General features: G+C 34.9%; 16 protein-coding genes. 15 read left to right on the top strand and 1 reads right to left on the bottom strand.

Going from position 1 to position 16,852, the window contains the following annotated elements:
- Positions 1-3 precede the first annotated feature (3 nt).
- The 6 genes from resB (at position 4) to BUB45_RS00800 (ending at position 6,928) form a co-directional block, all read left to right on the top strand.
- Positions 4-1,647, top strand: coding sequence for a cytochrome c biogenesis ResB family protein (gene resB, locus BUB45_RS00825; RefSeq protein WP_073004236.1), 1,644 nt, complete (start codon positions 4-6; stop codon positions 1,645-1,647).
- Positions 1,648-1,820: 173 nt separating this feature from the next.
- Positions 1,821-3,011: a c-type cytochrome biogenesis protein CcsB gene (ccsB, locus tag BUB45_RS00820; protein ID WP_073004234.1), complete on the top strand. Its 1,191-nt coding sequence runs from the start codon at positions 1,821-1,823 to the stop codon at positions 3,009-3,011.
- 201 nt (positions 3,012-3,212) lie between these two features.
- Positions 3,213-3,929 (top strand): response regulator transcription factor, encoded by a 717-nt coding sequence (locus BUB45_RS00815; protein WP_073004232.1) that lies wholly within the window; start codon positions 3,213-3,215, stop codon positions 3,927-3,929.
- Positions 3,929-5,686: an ATP-binding protein gene (locus BUB45_RS00810; protein WP_073004231.1), complete on the top strand. Its 1,758-nt coding sequence runs from the start codon at positions 3,929-3,931 to the stop codon at positions 5,684-5,686. Before BUB45_RS00815 ends, BUB45_RS00810 begins: the two co-directional genes overlap by 1 nt.
- Positions 5,687-5,969: 283 nt before the next feature.
- Positions 5,970-6,404, top strand: coding sequence for a DUF4430 domain-containing protein (locus BUB45_RS00805; protein WP_073004229.1), 435 nt, complete (start codon positions 5,970-5,972; stop codon positions 6,402-6,404).
- Positions 6,405-6,412: 8 nt separating this feature from the next.
- On the top strand, positions 6,413-6,928 hold the full coding sequence (locus BUB45_RS00800; RefSeq protein ID WP_073004228.1) for an ECF transporter S component: 516 nt from the start codon (positions 6,413-6,415) through the stop codon (positions 6,926-6,928).
- Positions 6,929-7,007: 79 nt separating this feature from the next.
- On the opposite strand, the gene BUB45_RS00795 is transcribed toward BUB45_RS00800, so the two are convergent.
- The gene (locus BUB45_RS00795; RefSeq protein ID WP_073004226.1) at positions 7,008-7,232 is read right to left on the bottom strand and encodes a ferredoxin; all 225 of its coding nucleotides are present in this window, start codon (positions 7,230-7,232) and stop codon (positions 7,008-7,010) included.
- A 247-nt stretch (positions 7,233-7,479) separates the two neighbouring features.
- On the opposite strand from BUB45_RS00795, the gene BUB45_RS00790 reads away from it, so the two are divergent.
- The 9 genes from BUB45_RS00790 to prsW all read left to right on the top strand — a co-directional run bounded on the left by BUB45_RS00790 (position 7,480) and on the right by prsW (position 16,743).
- Entirely contained in the window at positions 7,480-8,544 is a 1,065-nt protein-coding gene (locus BUB45_RS00790; protein ID WP_073004224.1) for a YpbB family protein, read from the top strand.
- Between the two features lies 1 nt (position 8,545).
- Positions 8,546-10,099, top strand: coding sequence for a RecQ family ATP-dependent DNA helicase (locus BUB45_RS00785; protein ID WP_139300071.1), 1,554 nt, complete (start codon positions 8,546-8,548; stop codon positions 10,097-10,099).
- The gene (locus BUB45_RS00780) at positions 10,086-10,670 is read left to right on the top strand and encodes a CPBP family intramembrane glutamic endopeptidase (RefSeq protein ID WP_073004213.1); all 585 of its coding nucleotides are present in this window, start codon (positions 10,086-10,088) and stop codon (positions 10,668-10,670) included. Before BUB45_RS00785 ends, BUB45_RS00780 begins: the two co-directional genes overlap by 14 nt.
- Positions 10,667-10,993 carry a hypothetical protein gene (locus BUB45_RS00775; RefSeq protein WP_073004211.1) on the top strand — a complete coding sequence of 109 codons (327 nt, stop codon included), beginning with the start codon at positions 10,667-10,669 and terminating at the stop codon, positions 10,991-10,993. The genes BUB45_RS00780 and BUB45_RS00775 overlap by 4 nt, the downstream gene beginning before the upstream one ends.
- A 234-nt stretch (positions 10,994-11,227) precedes the next feature.
- Positions 11,228-11,806, top strand: coding sequence for a genetic competence negative regulator (locus BUB45_RS00770; RefSeq protein ID WP_073004209.1), 579 nt, complete (start codon positions 11,228-11,230; stop codon positions 11,804-11,806).
- Positions 11,807-12,236: 430 nt separating this feature from the next.
- Positions 12,237-13,517, top strand: coding sequence for a Glu/Leu/Phe/Val family dehydrogenase (locus tag BUB45_RS00765; protein ID WP_073004207.1), 1,281 nt, complete (start codon positions 12,237-12,239; stop codon positions 13,515-13,517).
- Positions 13,518-13,747: 230 nt separating this feature from the next.
- The gene (locus BUB45_RS00760) at positions 13,748-14,713 is read left to right on the top strand and encodes a YpdA family putative bacillithiol disulfide reductase (RefSeq protein ID WP_073004205.1); all 966 of its coding nucleotides are present in this window, start codon (positions 13,748-13,750) and stop codon (positions 14,711-14,713) included.
- Positions 14,714-14,905: 192 nt separating this feature from the next.
- Entirely contained in the window at positions 14,906-15,880 is a 975-nt protein-coding gene (locus tag BUB45_RS00755) for an asparaginase (protein ID WP_240458796.1), read from the top strand.
- A gap of 173 nt (positions 15,881-16,053) precedes the next feature.
- Positions 16,054-16,743 carry a glutamic-type intramembrane protease PrsW gene (gene prsW, locus BUB45_RS00750; protein WP_073004202.1) on the top strand — a complete coding sequence of 230 codons (690 nt, stop codon included), beginning with the start codon at positions 16,054-16,056 and terminating at the stop codon, positions 16,741-16,743.
- Positions 16,744-16,852: the final 109 nt, after the last annotated feature.

Raw genomic sequence — 16,852 nt, 5'->3', positions numbered from 1 at the left:
GAAATGAATAAAATAAAATGTGAGTGTGGGCATGTTAATCCAGAAGGTACCGTCCTTTGTGAATCTTGTGGTAAACCAATAGAAGAAAATCAACATATTGATGGCAACGACAAGAAGAAATTGTTAAATATGCGATATGATGGTACTGCACGACGCTCACAAACGTATAACAAATCGATTGTTGATAAGGTTTGGAGCTTTTTTTCTTCCGTTAAAGTGGGAATTTGGCTTATTGTCATTGCACTTATAGCTTCTGCAGTGGGATCCATCTTTCCGCAAGAACAATACATACCTGCAGATGCAGTCTCTAGAGACCCGGCTATTTTTTATGAAGAACGTTATGGAATATTAGGGCAAATTTTTTATCAATTAGGTTTCCATAATTTATATAGTTCCTGGTGGTATATGATTTTAATTGCTTTGATAGGTATATCACTCGTTATTTGTAGCCTTGATCGCTTTGTGCCACTTTTTCGTGCTTTACGGAATCAAAAAGCAAAGCGACATGCAACATTTTTGCAAAGGCAACGTCTGTTTAGTCAAACAGACCAAGTTGATGAAGAAGATATCGATACTATAAAACAAAGGTTAAAAAAATTAAGATATAATATTAAAGAGCAAGATGGGCATATCCTTGCTGAAAAGGGTAGATTTTCAAGATGGGGGCCTTATGTAAACCATATTGGGTTGATTATTATTTTGCTTGCCGCTTTATTAAGGCAAACTTCGGTTTTTTATATGGATGAATATATCTGGATTCGTGAAGGGGAGCAAAAAGTGATCCCCGGTACGGAACAACAGTACTACATTGAAAATAAAGATTTTGTCTTGGAAAATTATGACCCGGAAGATGAGTTGTACAAAGATGCTTTAGAACAAGAAGGTGCGCCTGTTGCAAGTAATTACCAAACCAATGCGGTTATTTATAAAGCGATGGAACCAGAAGTAACTGGTGCAGAACCAGAATTAAAGAAAATTGAAGAAGGAAATATTCGGTTAAACGAACCATTAAATTTTGACGACTATGCAGTGTACCAAATGGGGTATCAGCAAAATGAATTTTCTAGCATGTCATTTAAAATTCATGAAACAAATGATCGGGAAGAAAAATCATTAGGAGATTTTACTGTTGATTTAACTTCTCCTAAATCGGAGTATGAGCTTGATAGTGGGTTTAAAGTAGAAATTAACAATTATTATCCGGATTATTTCTTGGATGATAATGGAGAGCCTGCTTCAGAGACAGATTACCCTAGAAATCCAGCGTTCGTGATGATGATTTATCCGCCAGATGGAAGTGAACCAGAAGTGAGCTTTTTAGGAATTGGCAAAAACATAGATGCGACTGGAGAAAATGACTATAATGTAGGAATTACAAACTTTGAACTTCGTGATGTTAGCGGGTTAAGTATACGTCGCGATTACTCTTTACCATACTTTATCGTTGGCGCTATTATCTTTATGATCGGTGTTATTCAGGGAATGTATTGGCACCATAGAAGAATTTGGGTTCGTCCTCAAGATGGTGGAATTCTATTAGCCGCTCATACGAATAAAAACTGGTATGGTGTGAAAAAGGATATTGAAAAAATCGTTGATGGGACACACATTCAAATGGTAATCGATCAACAAGAGCTGGATAAATAAGAGTATAATCTATTATGTTATGCTTCTAAGTCCGGCAACATTAGTACAATAGACTTATAGAGTATAATGCCGGACGAAATGTTTCCTTACACTACATCCCATTTGTTCAGGGCAAAGATTTAGGATGGAAGACATCCGTTGGTTCACGTTTTCATTTCATTAGGAGGGGTTTCATGAATAACTTAATTGAATTAAGTAGTACACTTCTATATACTGCTTTCTTTCTCTATTTAGTTGCAACTTTATTTTTTTCATTTACAATAGGGAGTAAGAGAAAATCAGATGGCAAAGCTGCTAAAATAGGAATTACATTGGCTATCATTGGTTTTTCCACCCAACTAGGCTATTTTATAACAAGGTGGATAGGGAGTGGGCATGCTCCTGTCAGTAACTTATTTGAATATATGACATTCTTTGGTATGGCAACAGTGTTGGGATTCATTATCTTGTATTTTATTTATAAAATAACGGTGCTGGGATTATTTGCATTGCCAGTCGCTTTAATTATTATTGCTTATGCAAGTATGTTTCCAACTGAGGTATCCCCTCTAGTCCCATCGTTGCAAAGTCATTGGTTATACATTCATGTTACTACAGTGTCTCTATCACAAGGGATTTTAACCATAAGCTTTGTCGCTGGATTAATCTATTTAATTAGGCAAATAGACCAATCAAAGACAACAAAACGAACGACTTGGTTGGAAATAACACTTTATTCGTTAATTCTCTTTGTTGGATTTATACTAGCCACAACTTTATTCAATGTCATGAATTATCAAGCTGTTTTTGAGTATCCTAATAATGCCGGAACTGGCACGGTAGAAACAGAATATCATATGCCAGCAATTGCTGCACCAACAGACGGAACATTACTAACAGATAAAGTTATGAATCCTTGGTTTGAAATTCCGGAATGGATGCATGGCGCAGATGCTGGACGAAAATTTAATACATTATTATGGTCATTTATTTTTGGTACCGGCCTTTATATACTGTTAAGGCTCGTATTCAGAAAGAGACTGGGTGCTACGATTCAGCCATTACTTCAGAAAACGAATCCTGATTTATTAGATGAAATTACGTATCGTTCCGTAGCGATTGGTTTTCCTTTATTTACCTTGGGAGGTCTTATATTTGCTGCTATTTGGGCAGAAGAAGCCTGGGGAAGATTTTGGGGCTGGGATCCTAAAGAAGTTTGGGCATTAATTACATGGTTTTTCTATGCTGCCTTTCTACATCTACGTTTGTCAAGAGGTTGGCATGGCGAAAAATCTGCTTGGCTCGCTGCGGTCGGTTTTGCGATAATTATGTTTAATTTAATTGTTGTAAACCTTGTTTTAGCTGGTTTACATTCCTATGCTTAAGTAGCTAATCGCAAGGCATCATTATGGTCATAGTGGTGCCTTTTCTTTATTTATGTTATTATTAGATGGTTTTTAGTATAGTGTTATGTAAGGAAATACTACAGTTTGTCTAGCCTTTTTATTATCCAAGTTTTCTTTATACATTTCAAACAACTTAGTTTATACTCTTATTAGCAAGATAGGATACAAGGGGGAACAAAAATGGACAAAGAGTCAAAAGTGTTAGTAGTCGATGATGAAGAAAGAATTCGAAGACTACTACGTATGTATATGGAACGAGACGGTTTTCTCGTTGAAGAAGCAGAGAATGGAGCAGATGCTTTAAAGCTTGCTCTTGATAACCATTACGATGTAATTTTACTTGATATTATGATGCCAGAGATGGATGGCGTTGAGGTTTGTCAAGAATTACGAAAAGAAAAAGATACGCCTGTTATTATGTTAACAGCAAAAGGCGAAGAGGCTAACCGTGTGCAAGGTTTTGAAATTGGTGTTGATGATTACATCGTGAAGCCCTTTAGTCCTAGAGAAGTGGTGTTGCGAGTTAAAGCCTTGCTTCGTCGTGTTTCAAGTGCAACATTTCAGGAAACGGATACAACTGCGAAGAACGTTTTAGTTTTCCCTCATTTAACCATTGATCATGACGCGCACCGTGTTACTGCGGATGGAGAAGAAGTGAGCTTAACACCAAAAGAATATGAATTATTATGTTTTTTAGCTAAATCACCGGATAAAGTGTTTAACCGTGAGCATTTGTTAAAAGAAGTATGGCAATATGAATTTTTTGGAGATTTGCGAACGGTGGATACGCATGTTAAAAGGCTTCGTGAAAAGTTGAACCAAGTATCTCAAGAAGCTGCGAAAATGATTGTCACTGTTTGGGGAGTTGGCTATAAGTTCGAGGTGGATGAAGACTAATGTTTTGGCGGAGTGTAGTAGGTAAACTAGCAATAACGATTCTATTGCTAGTTTCTTTCGTGTTATTTATCTTAACTATTTTACTTTTACAGTTTTTTGAAGATTTCCATATTCAGGAAGCAGAGCAAGATATGTTACAAACAGCTGAAAAAATCTCAATGCTTGTGGATACTCATGATGAAAATGAAATTATTGAAGAAACAACTGAACGAGTTAAAGACCCAGCTAGCCGAGTAGCCATTGTTTCAGGTGATGGCGAATTATGGGTTTCTAATAGCGAGGATGATCAGTTATCCAAGTTAGAATTAGACTGGCTAAAGCAAGAGGAGCTCTCTTCGGTTCTCACTAACAATGTCCAAGTACGTAAGCAAATGAAGTTACCTGGTACCGAACGAGAGGCGATGATTGTAGGCGTTCCTATGAACCATCAAGATGGAGCTATTTATGTGTATCAATCACTGAATGTTATTGATCAAACAAAAGCAGAAACGACTAAAATTATTTTTCTTGCTGCAGGAATTGCTATTGTTTTGACTACAATATTTGCGTTTTTTCTATCCACACGTATAACTTCTCCACTTATTAAAATGAGGGAAGCTGCTTTCGATTTAGCTAGAGGTGAATTTAATACGAAAGTGCCTATTTTAACCCATGATGAAATAGGAGAACTCGCTTTAGCGTTTAATCGTATGGGAAGACAGTTAAAATTCCATTTAAACGCACTAAGACAGGAAAAAGAGCAATTATCTAGTATTGTTAGTTCAATGGCAGATGGTGTAATAACTTTAAATCGTTCAGGAGACATGATCGTTACCAATGCCCCAGCAGATCGATTTATTGAAGATTGGTATTATGAGAATAATTTTCCATACCGTGCTGAAGATCGAAAATTACCACATGAATTAAAAACCATTTTGCAAGAAGTCATTGATGGCGAGACGGAAGCTATGCATGAACTTAGCCTACAAGGTAGGAATTGGGTAATGGTAATGACACCTTTATATGATCAATCCTACGTTCGTGGAGCAGTAGCGGTAATTAGAGATATGACAGAGGAAAGAAGAATGGATAAGCTACGTCAAGATTTTATTGCTAATGTTTCTCATGAATTAAGAACTCCCATTTCCATGCTCCAAGGTTATAGTGAAGCAATTGTCGATGATATTGCAGAATCCAAGGAAGACAAAAATGAATTAGCCCAAATTATTCATGAAGAATCGCTCCGTATGGGACGGCTAGTCAACGAATTATTAGACTTAGCTAGAATGGAAGCAGGCCATATTCACCTGAATACAGAAGAAGTGAAGGTAGGCCCATATGTTGAACGAATTTATAAAAAATTTCAAGGACTCGCTAATGAAAATAAAATATCTTTACATCTAGAGAAGTCGATTTACGAAGCGACTGCTGTATTCGATCCAGATCGAATTGAACAAGTTTTTACAAATCTAATTGACAATGCTATTCGTCATACTAGTAAAGAAGGTTATGTAAATATAAAAGTGATCAATGATAATGAGGCTTTCCAAGTAGAAATACAAGATAGTGGAAGTGGAATCCCAGAAGAAGATCTTCCATTTGTTTTTGAACGCTTTTACAAAGCTGATAAGTCAAGAACAAGAGATAAAAAGAAAAAAGGTACTGGACTAGGACTTGCAATTGCTAAAAATATTATTGACGCTCATCAAGGTACGATTAATGTAAATAGTAAGTTGAATCAAGGGACAGCATTTTATTTCCGCATACCAAGGCAATAAGATTAGAAGTAGCACGTTTTATCCAGGGTAAAACGTGCTGTAGGCTACCACTTTAAAGATTAGTGGATGTGAGCTTAACAAGTCTAAACAGGAGATAATAGCATCCCCTTTTTTGGAAGGGTTTTAAGGTCATACCCTTGAGGTACTAAATAGTCATTGTGGTTAAAAGTTGCTACTGATTGAAGATTCGTTTTATAGTAATCGTACGATTTTATCCCACTGTTTTAAACAGGTATTTATGATATCATAAATGAAAAATTGGAAATAGAAAGGATGTTTTTTTATGAAACAATGGTTATTCCGATTTGGATCATTTTTGGTCGCTATTGCTCTATTAGTAGGGTGTGGAAATGAGGATTCAGGAACTACTGCCCCATCAAGCAATCAACCTTCTGAAAATCAAGTAACACAGGAAGAACAAGCAGAAGAAACAGTATTGATTACAATATCTAAAGACGATGGCGCGGAATACTTACATGAAAAAGAGATACCCATTGAAGAAGGCGATATTTTAATGGATATAATGGAAGAAAATTTTTATGTTGAAACGGAACAGAATGGAGAATTTATTACCTCAATCGAACGTTTATCAGCAAAAGAAGGTGAAAAGAAAGGGTGGATTTATACTGTAAACGGCGAGATGCCAAATGTTGGTGCTACAGAATATGAATTAAAGCCAGGTGATAAAGTAGTTTTTGATTTTCAAGCTTGGGAATGAGTATATAAATGAACACGTATAAATTAACGCTTATAGCGATACTAGCGGCACTAGCAGTTGTTGGAAGGTATTGGTTTGCTTTTTTACCAAATGTGCAACCAGTTACGGCAATAATAATTATTACAGGAGTAATCTTAGGACCGGGGAGCGCATTATTGTTAACGGTTATCGTTGTATTTGTATCCAATATGCTACTTGGCATGGGAATATGGGCAGTTTGGCAAACGATCTCATGGGGAGTGATAGGCATTATAAGTGGTTGGATAGGGAAAATGTTTTCACGACCACCGTTTTTGCTGTTGTTGATCTTTACTGTTTTTAGCGGTTATTTTTATGGCTTTATTATCTCACTGACGACTTATCAAATTACTGGTTCATTTTGGCCTTATTACATAAGTGGATTACCATTTGATACAAATCATGCTATTGGCAACGCTGTTTTTTTAGTGCTCTTTTATCCTCTTATCACTTATTTAATGGAAAATTATGCGTTACACCGTTTTGCAGTAAAAGATACCGACTGATTAATAACTTGTAGAGAATCTTTTGATTTTCTACAAGTTTTTTATGCTATAAGAATGTATAAAAAATACATAAGTATTACTAAAATGGCTGTTTAGAAACTTTCACAGAACCTGTAGGGCACTCTTCGTATGCATCAAACATTGCATTAATTTGATCACCTTCAACAGGTGTAACTCCTAGGTTGTTATCTTTTAGAAAATAAGCAATACAATCATCGTCGCAATCATATAAATCTGGCGCTGAAATACCGCATGCTCCACAGGCAATACATGTCTCTCTATCAACTTTGGTATAATAACACATCTTTCAAGTCTCCTTAGCATAGTAGTACATTCCTAGATTATTCAAGTAACTTATAAACTCACCTATATAAGTTTATACTTAAAAAAATGAAAATTCAATGCTGTAATGTGCTTCAAATGCTATAATGTAATAAATAGTTTTTGCATTAGGTACTATGTGTTCTAGCTGAACGTAATGCTATATAAATTTCACAGTTTATGTCTTAGCTTTAAATTAAAAACTTAAGAGTAGATGGGGCTGAGAACGATTGATATTGAAAGGGATTATTCTAAGTAGTATCCATAGATTAAAAGGAGAACGATCCACATCAGCAACCTACTATATTATAGCAGGTAGAAAATCGATTCAAACGGTACAAGATATACATATGTATGGATTAAAACAATTTTATTCTATATACCCAAAGCTTATTAAGTCTTATTTTGACAAGGTAATTTATGAATTGAAAAAAGAACAATTGATTGAAATTACAGATGGTAATAAAGAAACTTATATACTTTCGTCTATAGGGCTTCAGTGGTTAAGAGATCATAAATCAATATTACCTCTTTCTTATTATTCTGGGATGCAAAATGGAGAAAGTAGCCGTGTATTTTGGTCGCGATTACAATTATTGATTCAAACAATTACGAATGTACACAAAAATGAATTTCATTTTATACCAGTTGTGGAAGATAAAGCAATTGAAACTTGGGTAAAGCTTTATTATCAACGAATTAAGCTTGACACTTCGTCGTTTTTACAACAATTATACGAGGAATTACAAGAGGTTTTACAAAAACTTCCTACTTATATGGCGGAAATTTTTGTAGATCGACTCACAAGCTTTAAAGATTATGGAAAAAGCGTTCATCAACTGGCTAGTAGTCATTATTTAACAACAATCGATTTAGAACTAACCTTAATAGCAGCTTTGCACCGAATCATTAATATCATTCAGTCATATAAACAAACTTATTCATTATTGAATGATATCATACAAACAACGGAACCTCGTCGTTTATCAAATACAGCTATAACTACCTATCAATATTTGCTTAAAGGGTTTTCTATTGAGGAGATTGCCAAGAGGAGAAAATTAAGGGTGAATACGATCTATGACCACGTAGTAGAAATTGCACTGCATGATTCTGCGTTCCCAATTGATGCTTATGTATCAAAGTATGATCAAAAGATTATTGTTCGTGCATATAACGAAGTGGATGTCTACAAGCTTAAGCTAATAAAGCAAAAAGTACCAGAGCATATTACTTATTTTCACATTCGTTTAGTCTTAACAATGCTAACCAACACGCAGAAGGTAGGTGATTAGAGTGGAGCAGCCTGTAGATTATTTGGAACAAAAATTAAACCAATTTTTTGGTTATACGTCCTTTCGTCGTGGGCAACGAGAAATAATAGAAGATGTTATAGCAGGAAAAAATGTACTTGGTGTGTTGCCAACTGGATCAGGAAAATCGATCTGTTATCAATTGCCTGCAATGTTGCAAGATGGGATAACTATTGTTGTATCGCCACTTATTTCATTAATGATGGATCAAGTAAAGCAATTAAAAGCAAAGCAGTGGAAGCAAGTAGCAGCAATAAACAGTTTTATGGATCGAAAAGAACGAGAACAAGTATTACAAACATTACATACGTATCGTTTAATTTATGTATCCCCAGAGCTACTACAACAGGAAATGTTACAAAATAAATTAAAAACATTGAAAGTAAGCTTGTTTGTAATTGATGAAGCTCATTGTATTTCACAGTGGGGACATGAATTTAGGCCTGATTATATGCGTTTACAGCACATTATTACATATTGTAACTATCCACCTACACTAGCACTCAGTGCTACAGCAACATCTAAAGTACAAGCTGATATCATTCAGTCGTTAGGAAATTTAGCTTTTAAAAAACATGTTTATCCCATAGATCGGAGCAATATTGCCCTTTGCATTCAAAAAGTAGACGATGAACATGATAAAATGACAGTATTAACGGCTATTTTCAAGAAATACCATGTACCTGCTTTAATTTATTTCTCAAGCCGTCAAAAAGCGGAAGAAATAGCTGTATTGTTGGCTGAAAGAATTAACCGGCGTGTTGCAGTATATCATGGGGGAATGGAACAAAATGACCGTATTTCTATTCAGCAACAGTTTATGAACGATCAAATTGATGTGGTTTGTTGTACGAGTGCTTTCGGTATGGGAATTAATAAGGCAGACATCCGGTTAATTATCCATTATCATTTAACAACACAATTGGAAAGTTATATTCAGGAGATTGGTAGAGCAGGGAGAGATGGGAAAGCAAGTGTGAGTGTTTTGCTTTACTGCAGGAAAGATATACATTTACCTAAGTTTATTATTCGTCGCGAACTGCCAGAAATAGATGAATTGGTCGCCGTCTTCCAAAAGTTAAAGCAATGGTATGACCAAAAAAAACCTTTGCCTTTACAGGAAGAAGAATTATCTGAGCAGCTAGGTATCTCTAGTCAACAGTGGCGATTCATACGTTATCAATTGGAAAGGTATGCAATTATAAGGCAAAGCAATATTTACTTTCATATAGACACTTGGAATAAAGCTTATCAATATATTAGCAACTATATTGAAAAAAGAAACAAAGCAAAACAATCAAGATTGAATCAAGTACTAAATTGGATTCACCACACCGAATGTTTGAGAAAACATTTATATAAAGAATTTACGCCATCAATATTACCTCCTACTACTGACCAATGTTGTAGTAATTGTGGCTTTTTGTGGGACAACTGGCATCCTGTACAAAAGAAAACACCGTCTTGTATGAACTATTCCTGGCGGGAAAAACTAAAGCAAAAATTACTCATTGGGGATACTTATGAAACAAATTGATTATATTAAACGAATGGATCGTGCTGAGTTGCGGAAGCAAATGATCATTTCACAATTCATTCTTATCCTATTTAGCGTTGGCGGAAGTGTTTTATTCTTTGAATCCTTTTTCGTTTGCTGGAAGGAAATGTTTGTTTGGAATATAGAAGAAATAATTTATTATGGAGTTTTACCTGGTTTTATCATTGTAATGGTTGATTGGTTCTTAACATATACGTTACCCGCTAAATATTACGATGATGGAGGAATAAATGAAAAATTGTTTGCTAACCAGCCCGTTTGGTTTATTGTTACTATTTCCATTTTAGTTGCTCTGTCTGAAGAGATGTTGTTTCGTGGCGTTATTCAGACTACTTTTGGTTATTGGGTGGCAAGTATTCTATTTGCGCTTGTACATTTCCGCTATTTAAAAAAGCCTGTATTACTTGTATCCGTGTTGCTTGTTAGTTTTTATTTAGGATATTTATTCCATATAACGGACAATCTAGTAGTTACAATTACAGCGCATTTTATCGTTGATGTTTTATTAGGCTTTTTCATTCGATTTAAAAGAGAGGTGTGGATGCGATGAACACAGAACACAACCCTACAAGAGATCAAGCAAAACAATTACGACGCAAAGTTCAAGAAGTAAATGAAGCGGACAGTAATACTATGGAACAAGTACCAGATTCCAAACAGGAGAAGGATATAGATGTTTTGAATTTACCACCAAGGAAAGAGACTCATCAGCAGAAAAAGCAAACTATCCGATTAAGAATAAGTAATCCTACGCAAAGATTCTTATTCATTGTTTTTTTTATCCTACTTATCATCGTTGGTGCTTATTTTATTATAGGAGATAAGTTGTTTACTACTATTTCATTTTATAGCTTTGATTTTGAAGTGCTGTAAAAAGTTTTCTTATACCTCATTTATATTTGTAAGTTAAATGTAATTGAAATTGTTCAACAATTGTATTTGTAGCATATAGTATAATAAGAAAATCAGTAAATACCCACTTGAACTTTAATTCGTTCCATCTTTTTATGCTGTTCTGTCACGAAACGCACAGTTCTTTTACCATGGATAGATGTTTTTACGAATAAATGATTTATTTAATGATAGATGTTTAAAGGAGGTTACAATATGCGAATTGAGAGAGTGTCTAATAACCAATTTACGATCTTTTTGACTTTTGATGATTTAATTGAAAGAGGATTTACAAAAGATGACTTATGGTATGATGGTTCAAATGTTCGGAAATTGTTTAGCGATATGATGTATGAAGCCAGTTCTGAATTAGGATTTGAACTAGAAGGGGCACTGCTTGTGCAAGTGCATTTAATGCAAGCGCAAGGTATGCATGTTATTGTAACGCAAAAATTAGAAGATGTGGACTATGATGATGAATTTGTGGAAATGAAGGTTACTCTTGATGAAAATAAAAAACTGTTGTTTTCTTTTTGTGATTTGGAAGCTGTTATTGGTGTTGCGTCTTCTTTAGCTTCGATGAATATTACCGGCGGAAAAATATATTATATGGATCCTTATTATTATATGTTATTAAATGATACGGAGTTAAATGGTGCGAATCGAGAAGATGTCATAGCTGTTTTATCCGAATTTGCTAATCCAAGCATTGTTACTACTTATCGTTTACAAGAATACGGAAAATTGATATTCGCTACCGATGCCGTAAAACAAATTCGTGCTCTATTTGCATAAATCGATATTTTTACCTAAAAAAAGATTATGGACTAGCACCTTGTATAATAAAATGTTACGATATCTATTGGGATAAATCTTGTATTCAGACTAAAGCATATATTTTTTAAAGTTCATGTAATAGGAGAAGCAGAAATTGCGAGTAATTATATTGCATATTTACAACGAAAGTGTATACTAATGTCTGAGTACAGCTATTAGCGCATGTTCACTAAAGCGGAAAAAGGACCATTTGTTTATGGGAAACTTTTTGGTAGGGGTTATAGTAAAAAAATCAAAAAGAACAGTAAAGATTTGTTCTACAGTATCTAACTTCAACATGTTTAATCATTTGCTTGCCATACGGAGAAAAGTTCCATTGTTCTTTTCCATAAGCTTTTGAACATCCTCTGTCAATAAATTATTTAGAGATATACTAGGAGGTAAATTCATGGTAGCCGATAACGCAGCAGATTCTACCAAAGAAGTAAATGAAAAAATGGATGTATTAAGTTCAACACGAGCTGTTGTAAAAACTGCATTGGAGAAACTGGGTTACCCTGAGGAAGTCTTTGAACTATTCAAAGACCCTGTTCGGATGATGACAGTTCGTATTCCAGTGCGCATGGATGATGGATCCATTAAAGTATTTACTGGGTACCGCGCTCAACACAATGATGCTGTTGGCCCGACAAAGGGCGGTGTAAGATTCCATCCAGATGTCACTGAAAAAGAAGTGAAAGCATTATCTATTTGGATGAGTTTAAAGGCGGGCATTGTCAACCTACCTTATGGTGGGGGAAAAGGTGGTATTATTTGTGATCCTCGTGAAATGTCATTTCGGGAGTTAGAAGGACTTAGTAGAGGGTATGTACGTGCAATTAGTCAAATTGTAGGGCCAACAAAAGATATACCCGCACCAGACGTTTTTACGAATTCACAGATTATGGCTTGGATGATGGATGAGTATAGCCGCATTGACGAATTCAACAGTCCAGGTTTTATTACTGGTAAGCCAATAGTTCTTGGTGGATCGCATGGAAGAGAATCTGCAACTGCAAAGGGTGTAACAATTTGCATTAATGAAGCTGCTAAAAAGAAAGGGCTTGATGTAAAAGGAGCGAGAGTAATCGTTCAAGGGTTTGGAAATGCAGGAAGTTTCCTATCAAAGTTTTTGCACGATGCAGGAGCTAAGGTAGTAGGTATTTCCGATGCTTACGGCGGTCTTTACGATTCAGAAGGACTAGATATTGATTATTTATTAGATCGCAGGGATAGCTTTGGAACCGTCACCAAACTTTTTAACAATACTATTACAAACAAGGAATTGTTAGAAATGGATTGTGATATTCTTGTACCTGCAGCGGTTGAGAATCAAATCACAGAGGAAAACGCTTACAAGATTAAGGCTAGTATTGTAGTTGAAGCTGCTAATGGACCGACTACAATGGAAGCAACCAAAATTCTAACAGAACGTGGCATCTTGTTAGTACCAGATGTGCTAGCTTCTGCTGGAGGAGTCACCGTATCTTATTTTGAATGGGTGCAAAATAATCAAGGCTATTATTGGTCAGAAGAAGAAATAGATGTTAAGCTTCATGAAACAATGATTAAAGCATTCAATTCAATCTATAACACTGCTGAAACGAGACGTGTGGATATGCGTTTAGCTGCTTATATGATTGGAGTTCGAAAGATGGCTGAAGCATCCAGATTCCGCGGTTGGGTTTAAATCGTAGTCCGATGTTAGGCATAACAAATGACGAAAAAACTCTTATCTTGTATAGTAGGATAAGAGTTTTTTCTCTACAAGCTTATAGATACTGTGTTCAGACAAGGGATTTCCTGAGTGAAGGATATTCGATCGTTCATTTTTAATCTACTTTTATTAATCATTATTACAACATTTTAATACATATAAAAATAAGTATAATTGCAAAATAGAAAGAAGGGTTTTATGCTATGCAACAAGAAAAAGTGATAGTCATTGGTGGAGGACCATGCGGAATGTCTGCCGCAATTGAATTGCAAAATTTAGGTATACAACCATTAATTATTGAAAAGGGAAATATTGTCAATGCTATTTATCATTATCCTACACACCAAACATTTTTTAGTTCAAGTGATAGATTAGAAATTGGAGACGTTGCATTCATTACAGAAGAACATAAACCAGTACGTAATCAAGCGCTCTCTTACTATCGTGCTGTAGCACAACGTAAACAGTTGAGAATTCATACATTTGAGCAAGTGACAAAAGTGGAACCATTGGATGATGATTTCCGTGTTGTTACGACAAAACAAGCATATAAAGCAAAGTATGTAGTAATAGCTACTGGTTATTATGGACAACCAAATATGATGCGTATACCTGGTGAGGAACTTCCTAAAGTATCACATTATTTTAAAGAAGCTCACCCATACTTTCGTAAAAATGTAGCGGTTATTGGTGGGAAAAACTCAGCTGTAGATGCAGCAATGGAGCTTTACAAAGCTGGTGCGCATGTAACTGTACTCTATCGCGGGAGTGAATATTCAGATAGTATAAAGCCGTGGATATTACCTGAGTTTGATTCGCTTGTAAGAAAAGAAAAAGTAAATATGATTTTTAATGCACATATATGTGAAATCACTCATAATTCATTAATTTACGAAGTCAATCAACAAGCATATCGTTTGTCAAATGACTTTGTATTTGCAATGACAGGCTATCATCCTGATTTTTTATTACTTACTTCCACAGGTATAGAAGTGAATGATACGACAGGTGTGCCCAACTATGATGAAACAACATATGAAACAAATATACCTGGCGTTTACATTGCTGGAGTGGTAGCTGCTGGTTTTAATAATAACAAAATTTTTATTGAAAATGGGCGTTTTCATGGAGAAGCAATTGCTCAGTCTATTTCATCAAAATTAAACTAACATGATTGTTCACTTGTTTTCATGCATTTTTAATACTGCTCCTAAAGTTCATTTTTTAAGCATCCACTTTAGCTCGTTTCTTGGCTCTATGTGAACGTTTCACCCGAAAAGTTATATGTTTTCTTGTAAAAAATAAGAGGAAAATGCTACTATTAGATTAGTTAGAATATGCTAGATTGTAGGTGTAAATCATTGGAAAATAAAAAGGTGGTACTAATTGCTACTGGGGGCACCATCGCAAGTGAAAAAAAAGAAGATACTGGACTTTTGCAATCTGGTGTCATCTCAGGTGAAGAGATTGTTCAGTACTGTGATATACCTAAGCACATTGACTTACAAGTCGAATCTATGCTACAAAAAGCCAGCATGCATCTTTCGTTTGACGATTTATTAGCTATAAAAGAAAGAATAGATTTGCACTTAGCGAATGATCAAGTTTCAGGGGTTGTTATTACCCAAGGAACAGACACATTAGAAGAAACTTCTTATTTTATGAACTTAATTACAGATCATGAAAAGCCTATTGTGTTTACAGGTTCACAGCGATCACCGAGAGAAGTTGGAACAGATGCTTTTATTAATATTAAACATGCTGTCTTAACTGCGTCTAGTAATGATTTATACAATGTTGGTGTTGTTGTTGTATTTAATGAAAGAATATTTCATTCTCGTTATGTAAAAAAAGAGCATGCTTCCAATGTACAGGGGTTTAATTCGTTTGGCTTTGGATATTTAGGCATTATAGATAACGAAGCTGTACATATATTTCAAAAACCAATAGGAAATGAATACTATAAATTGACAAATGTGATACCTGAAGTTGATATTATTAAATGTTATATGCAAGCAGGTGACAAATATATCCGAGCAGCTAGAGAAGCTAAGGTAGATGGCATTATTTTAGAAGGTGTTGGTAGAGGGCAAGTATCGCCTGGAATGATGACCGAAATTAAACGTTGTGTTAAATCAGGAATCATTGTAGTTATTACAACTTCTGCAGTTGAAGGTGAAGTATACACCACGTATGATTATAAAGGAAGCACCTTTGATTTAAAACAAGCTGGTGTTATTTTAGGAAGAGATTATGACAGTAAAAAAGCTCGTATAAAATTAATGGTTGGATTAGCTAGTGAACAGAGAGATATAGCTGCATTGTTTGCTGTTTAATCCCAAATTAATCATATGCATATCATTTGTGTGAGCACTTATATATTTATTGCTTTGTAATTTGCATAGGCCATACTAGTCTTATAGAAATAGAGCCTAATAATTGAATTTAAATGACTGATATTTGCTCACACATGATATAGGTTTACTAACGGGAAAGGATAGGGGGAGCTATGTTTTCTATATTATCTGCTGGTGTTGCGCCAGCTTTGGCTTTAATGTCATTTTTTTATTTAAAAGACCGTTTCTCTGAACCAATAACTCTAATTGCGAGAAACTTTATTTTTGGAATGTTGTTAGTTTTCCCTATCATGTTTATCCAATATGTTTTTCAAGCAGAAGGTATTATTAATCATCCAGTTAGTGAATCGTTTTTGCTTGTTGGGCTCTTAGAGGAATTCTTTAAATGGTTTATTTTCATGTATGCTATTTATCATCATGCTGAATTTGATGCGCATTATGATGGTATTGTATATGCTGTTGCTATAAGTCTCGGTTTTGCAACGTTAGAAAATATTTTATACTTATTTACTAACGGAATTAATTATGCCTTTATTCGGGCTTTCTTCCCCGTATCTTCACATGCTTTATTTGGTGTAATTATGGGGTATTACTTCGGAAAAGCTAAAATATATTCTTTACATAAACGCCGCAATATTTTCTTAGCATTTTTTATACCGTATGTACTACACGCCATATATCACTATATTCTTACAATAGTTTCTAGTAATTGGGTTGTTGTATTAGTACCATTCATGATTTTTTTATGGGTTATCGCATTACATAGAATGAAAATTGCTAATTTGTCCCCACATGCTTTACGTAAAACTTGCGAAAAAAAGAAAGAAAACCACGCAATTTAATGATAGATCATGAAAGTAAACAGTGAACCTTTATCCATTAAGTGATAGAGGTTTTTTATTGTCCATGAATCCTTGCTATTCTTTTATTTAGTTGATTTCCAAATATAAA

The sequence above is a fragment of the Virgibacillus chiguensis genome, assembly GCF_900129865.1.
GTDB classification, from domain to species: domain Bacteria; phylum Bacillota; class Bacilli; order Bacillales; family Amphibacillaceae; genus Virgibacillus; species Virgibacillus chiguensis.
Note: the sequence above shows the minus strand (reverse complement) of the source record. Positions and strands in the feature narration are given on the sequence as shown.

Bases quoted from the DNA above. Each gene is read 5' to 3' on its own strand.
- resB (WP_073004236.1), top strand. From the start codon at position 4: ATGAATAAAATAAAATGTGAGTGTGGGCATGTTAATCCAGAAGGTACC.
- ccsB (WP_073004234.1), top strand. From the start codon at position 1,821: ATGAATAACTTAATTGAATTAAGTAGTACACTTCTATATACTGCTTTC.
- BUB45_RS00815 (WP_073004232.1), top strand. From the start codon at position 3,213: ATGGACAAAGAGTCAAAAGTGTTAGTAGTCGATGATGAAGAAAGAATT.
- BUB45_RS00810 (WP_073004231.1), top strand. From the start codon at position 3,929: ATGTTTTGGCGGAGTGTAGTAGGTAAACTAGCAATAACGATTCTATTG.
- BUB45_RS00805 (WP_073004229.1), top strand. From the start codon at position 5,970: ATGAAACAATGGTTATTCCGATTTGGATCATTTTTGGTCGCTATTGCT.
- BUB45_RS00800 (WP_073004228.1), top strand. From the start codon at position 6,413: ATGAACACGTATAAATTAACGCTTATAGCGATACTAGCGGCACTAGCA.
- BUB45_RS00795 (WP_073004226.1), bottom strand. From the start codon at position 7,232: ATGTGTTATTATACCAAAGTTGATAGAGAGACATGTATTGCCTGTGGA.
- BUB45_RS00780 (WP_073004213.1), top strand. From the start codon at position 10,086: ATGAAACAAATTGATTATATTAAACGAATGGATCGTGCTGAGTTGCGG.
- BUB45_RS00775 (WP_073004211.1), top strand. From the start codon at position 10,667: ATGAACACAGAACACAACCCTACAAGAGATCAAGCAAAACAATTACGA.
- BUB45_RS00770 (WP_073004209.1), top strand. From the start codon at position 11,228: ATGCGAATTGAGAGAGTGTCTAATAACCAATTTACGATCTTTTTGACT.
- BUB45_RS00765 (WP_073004207.1), top strand. From the start codon at position 12,237: ATGGTAGCCGATAACGCAGCAGATTCTACCAAAGAAGTAAATGAAAAA.
- BUB45_RS00760 (WP_073004205.1), top strand. From the start codon at position 13,748: ATGCAACAAGAAAAAGTGATAGTCATTGGTGGAGGACCATGCGGAATG.
- prsW (WP_073004202.1), top strand. From the start codon at position 16,054: ATGTTTTCTATATTATCTGCTGGTGTTGCGCCAGCTTTGGCTTTAATG.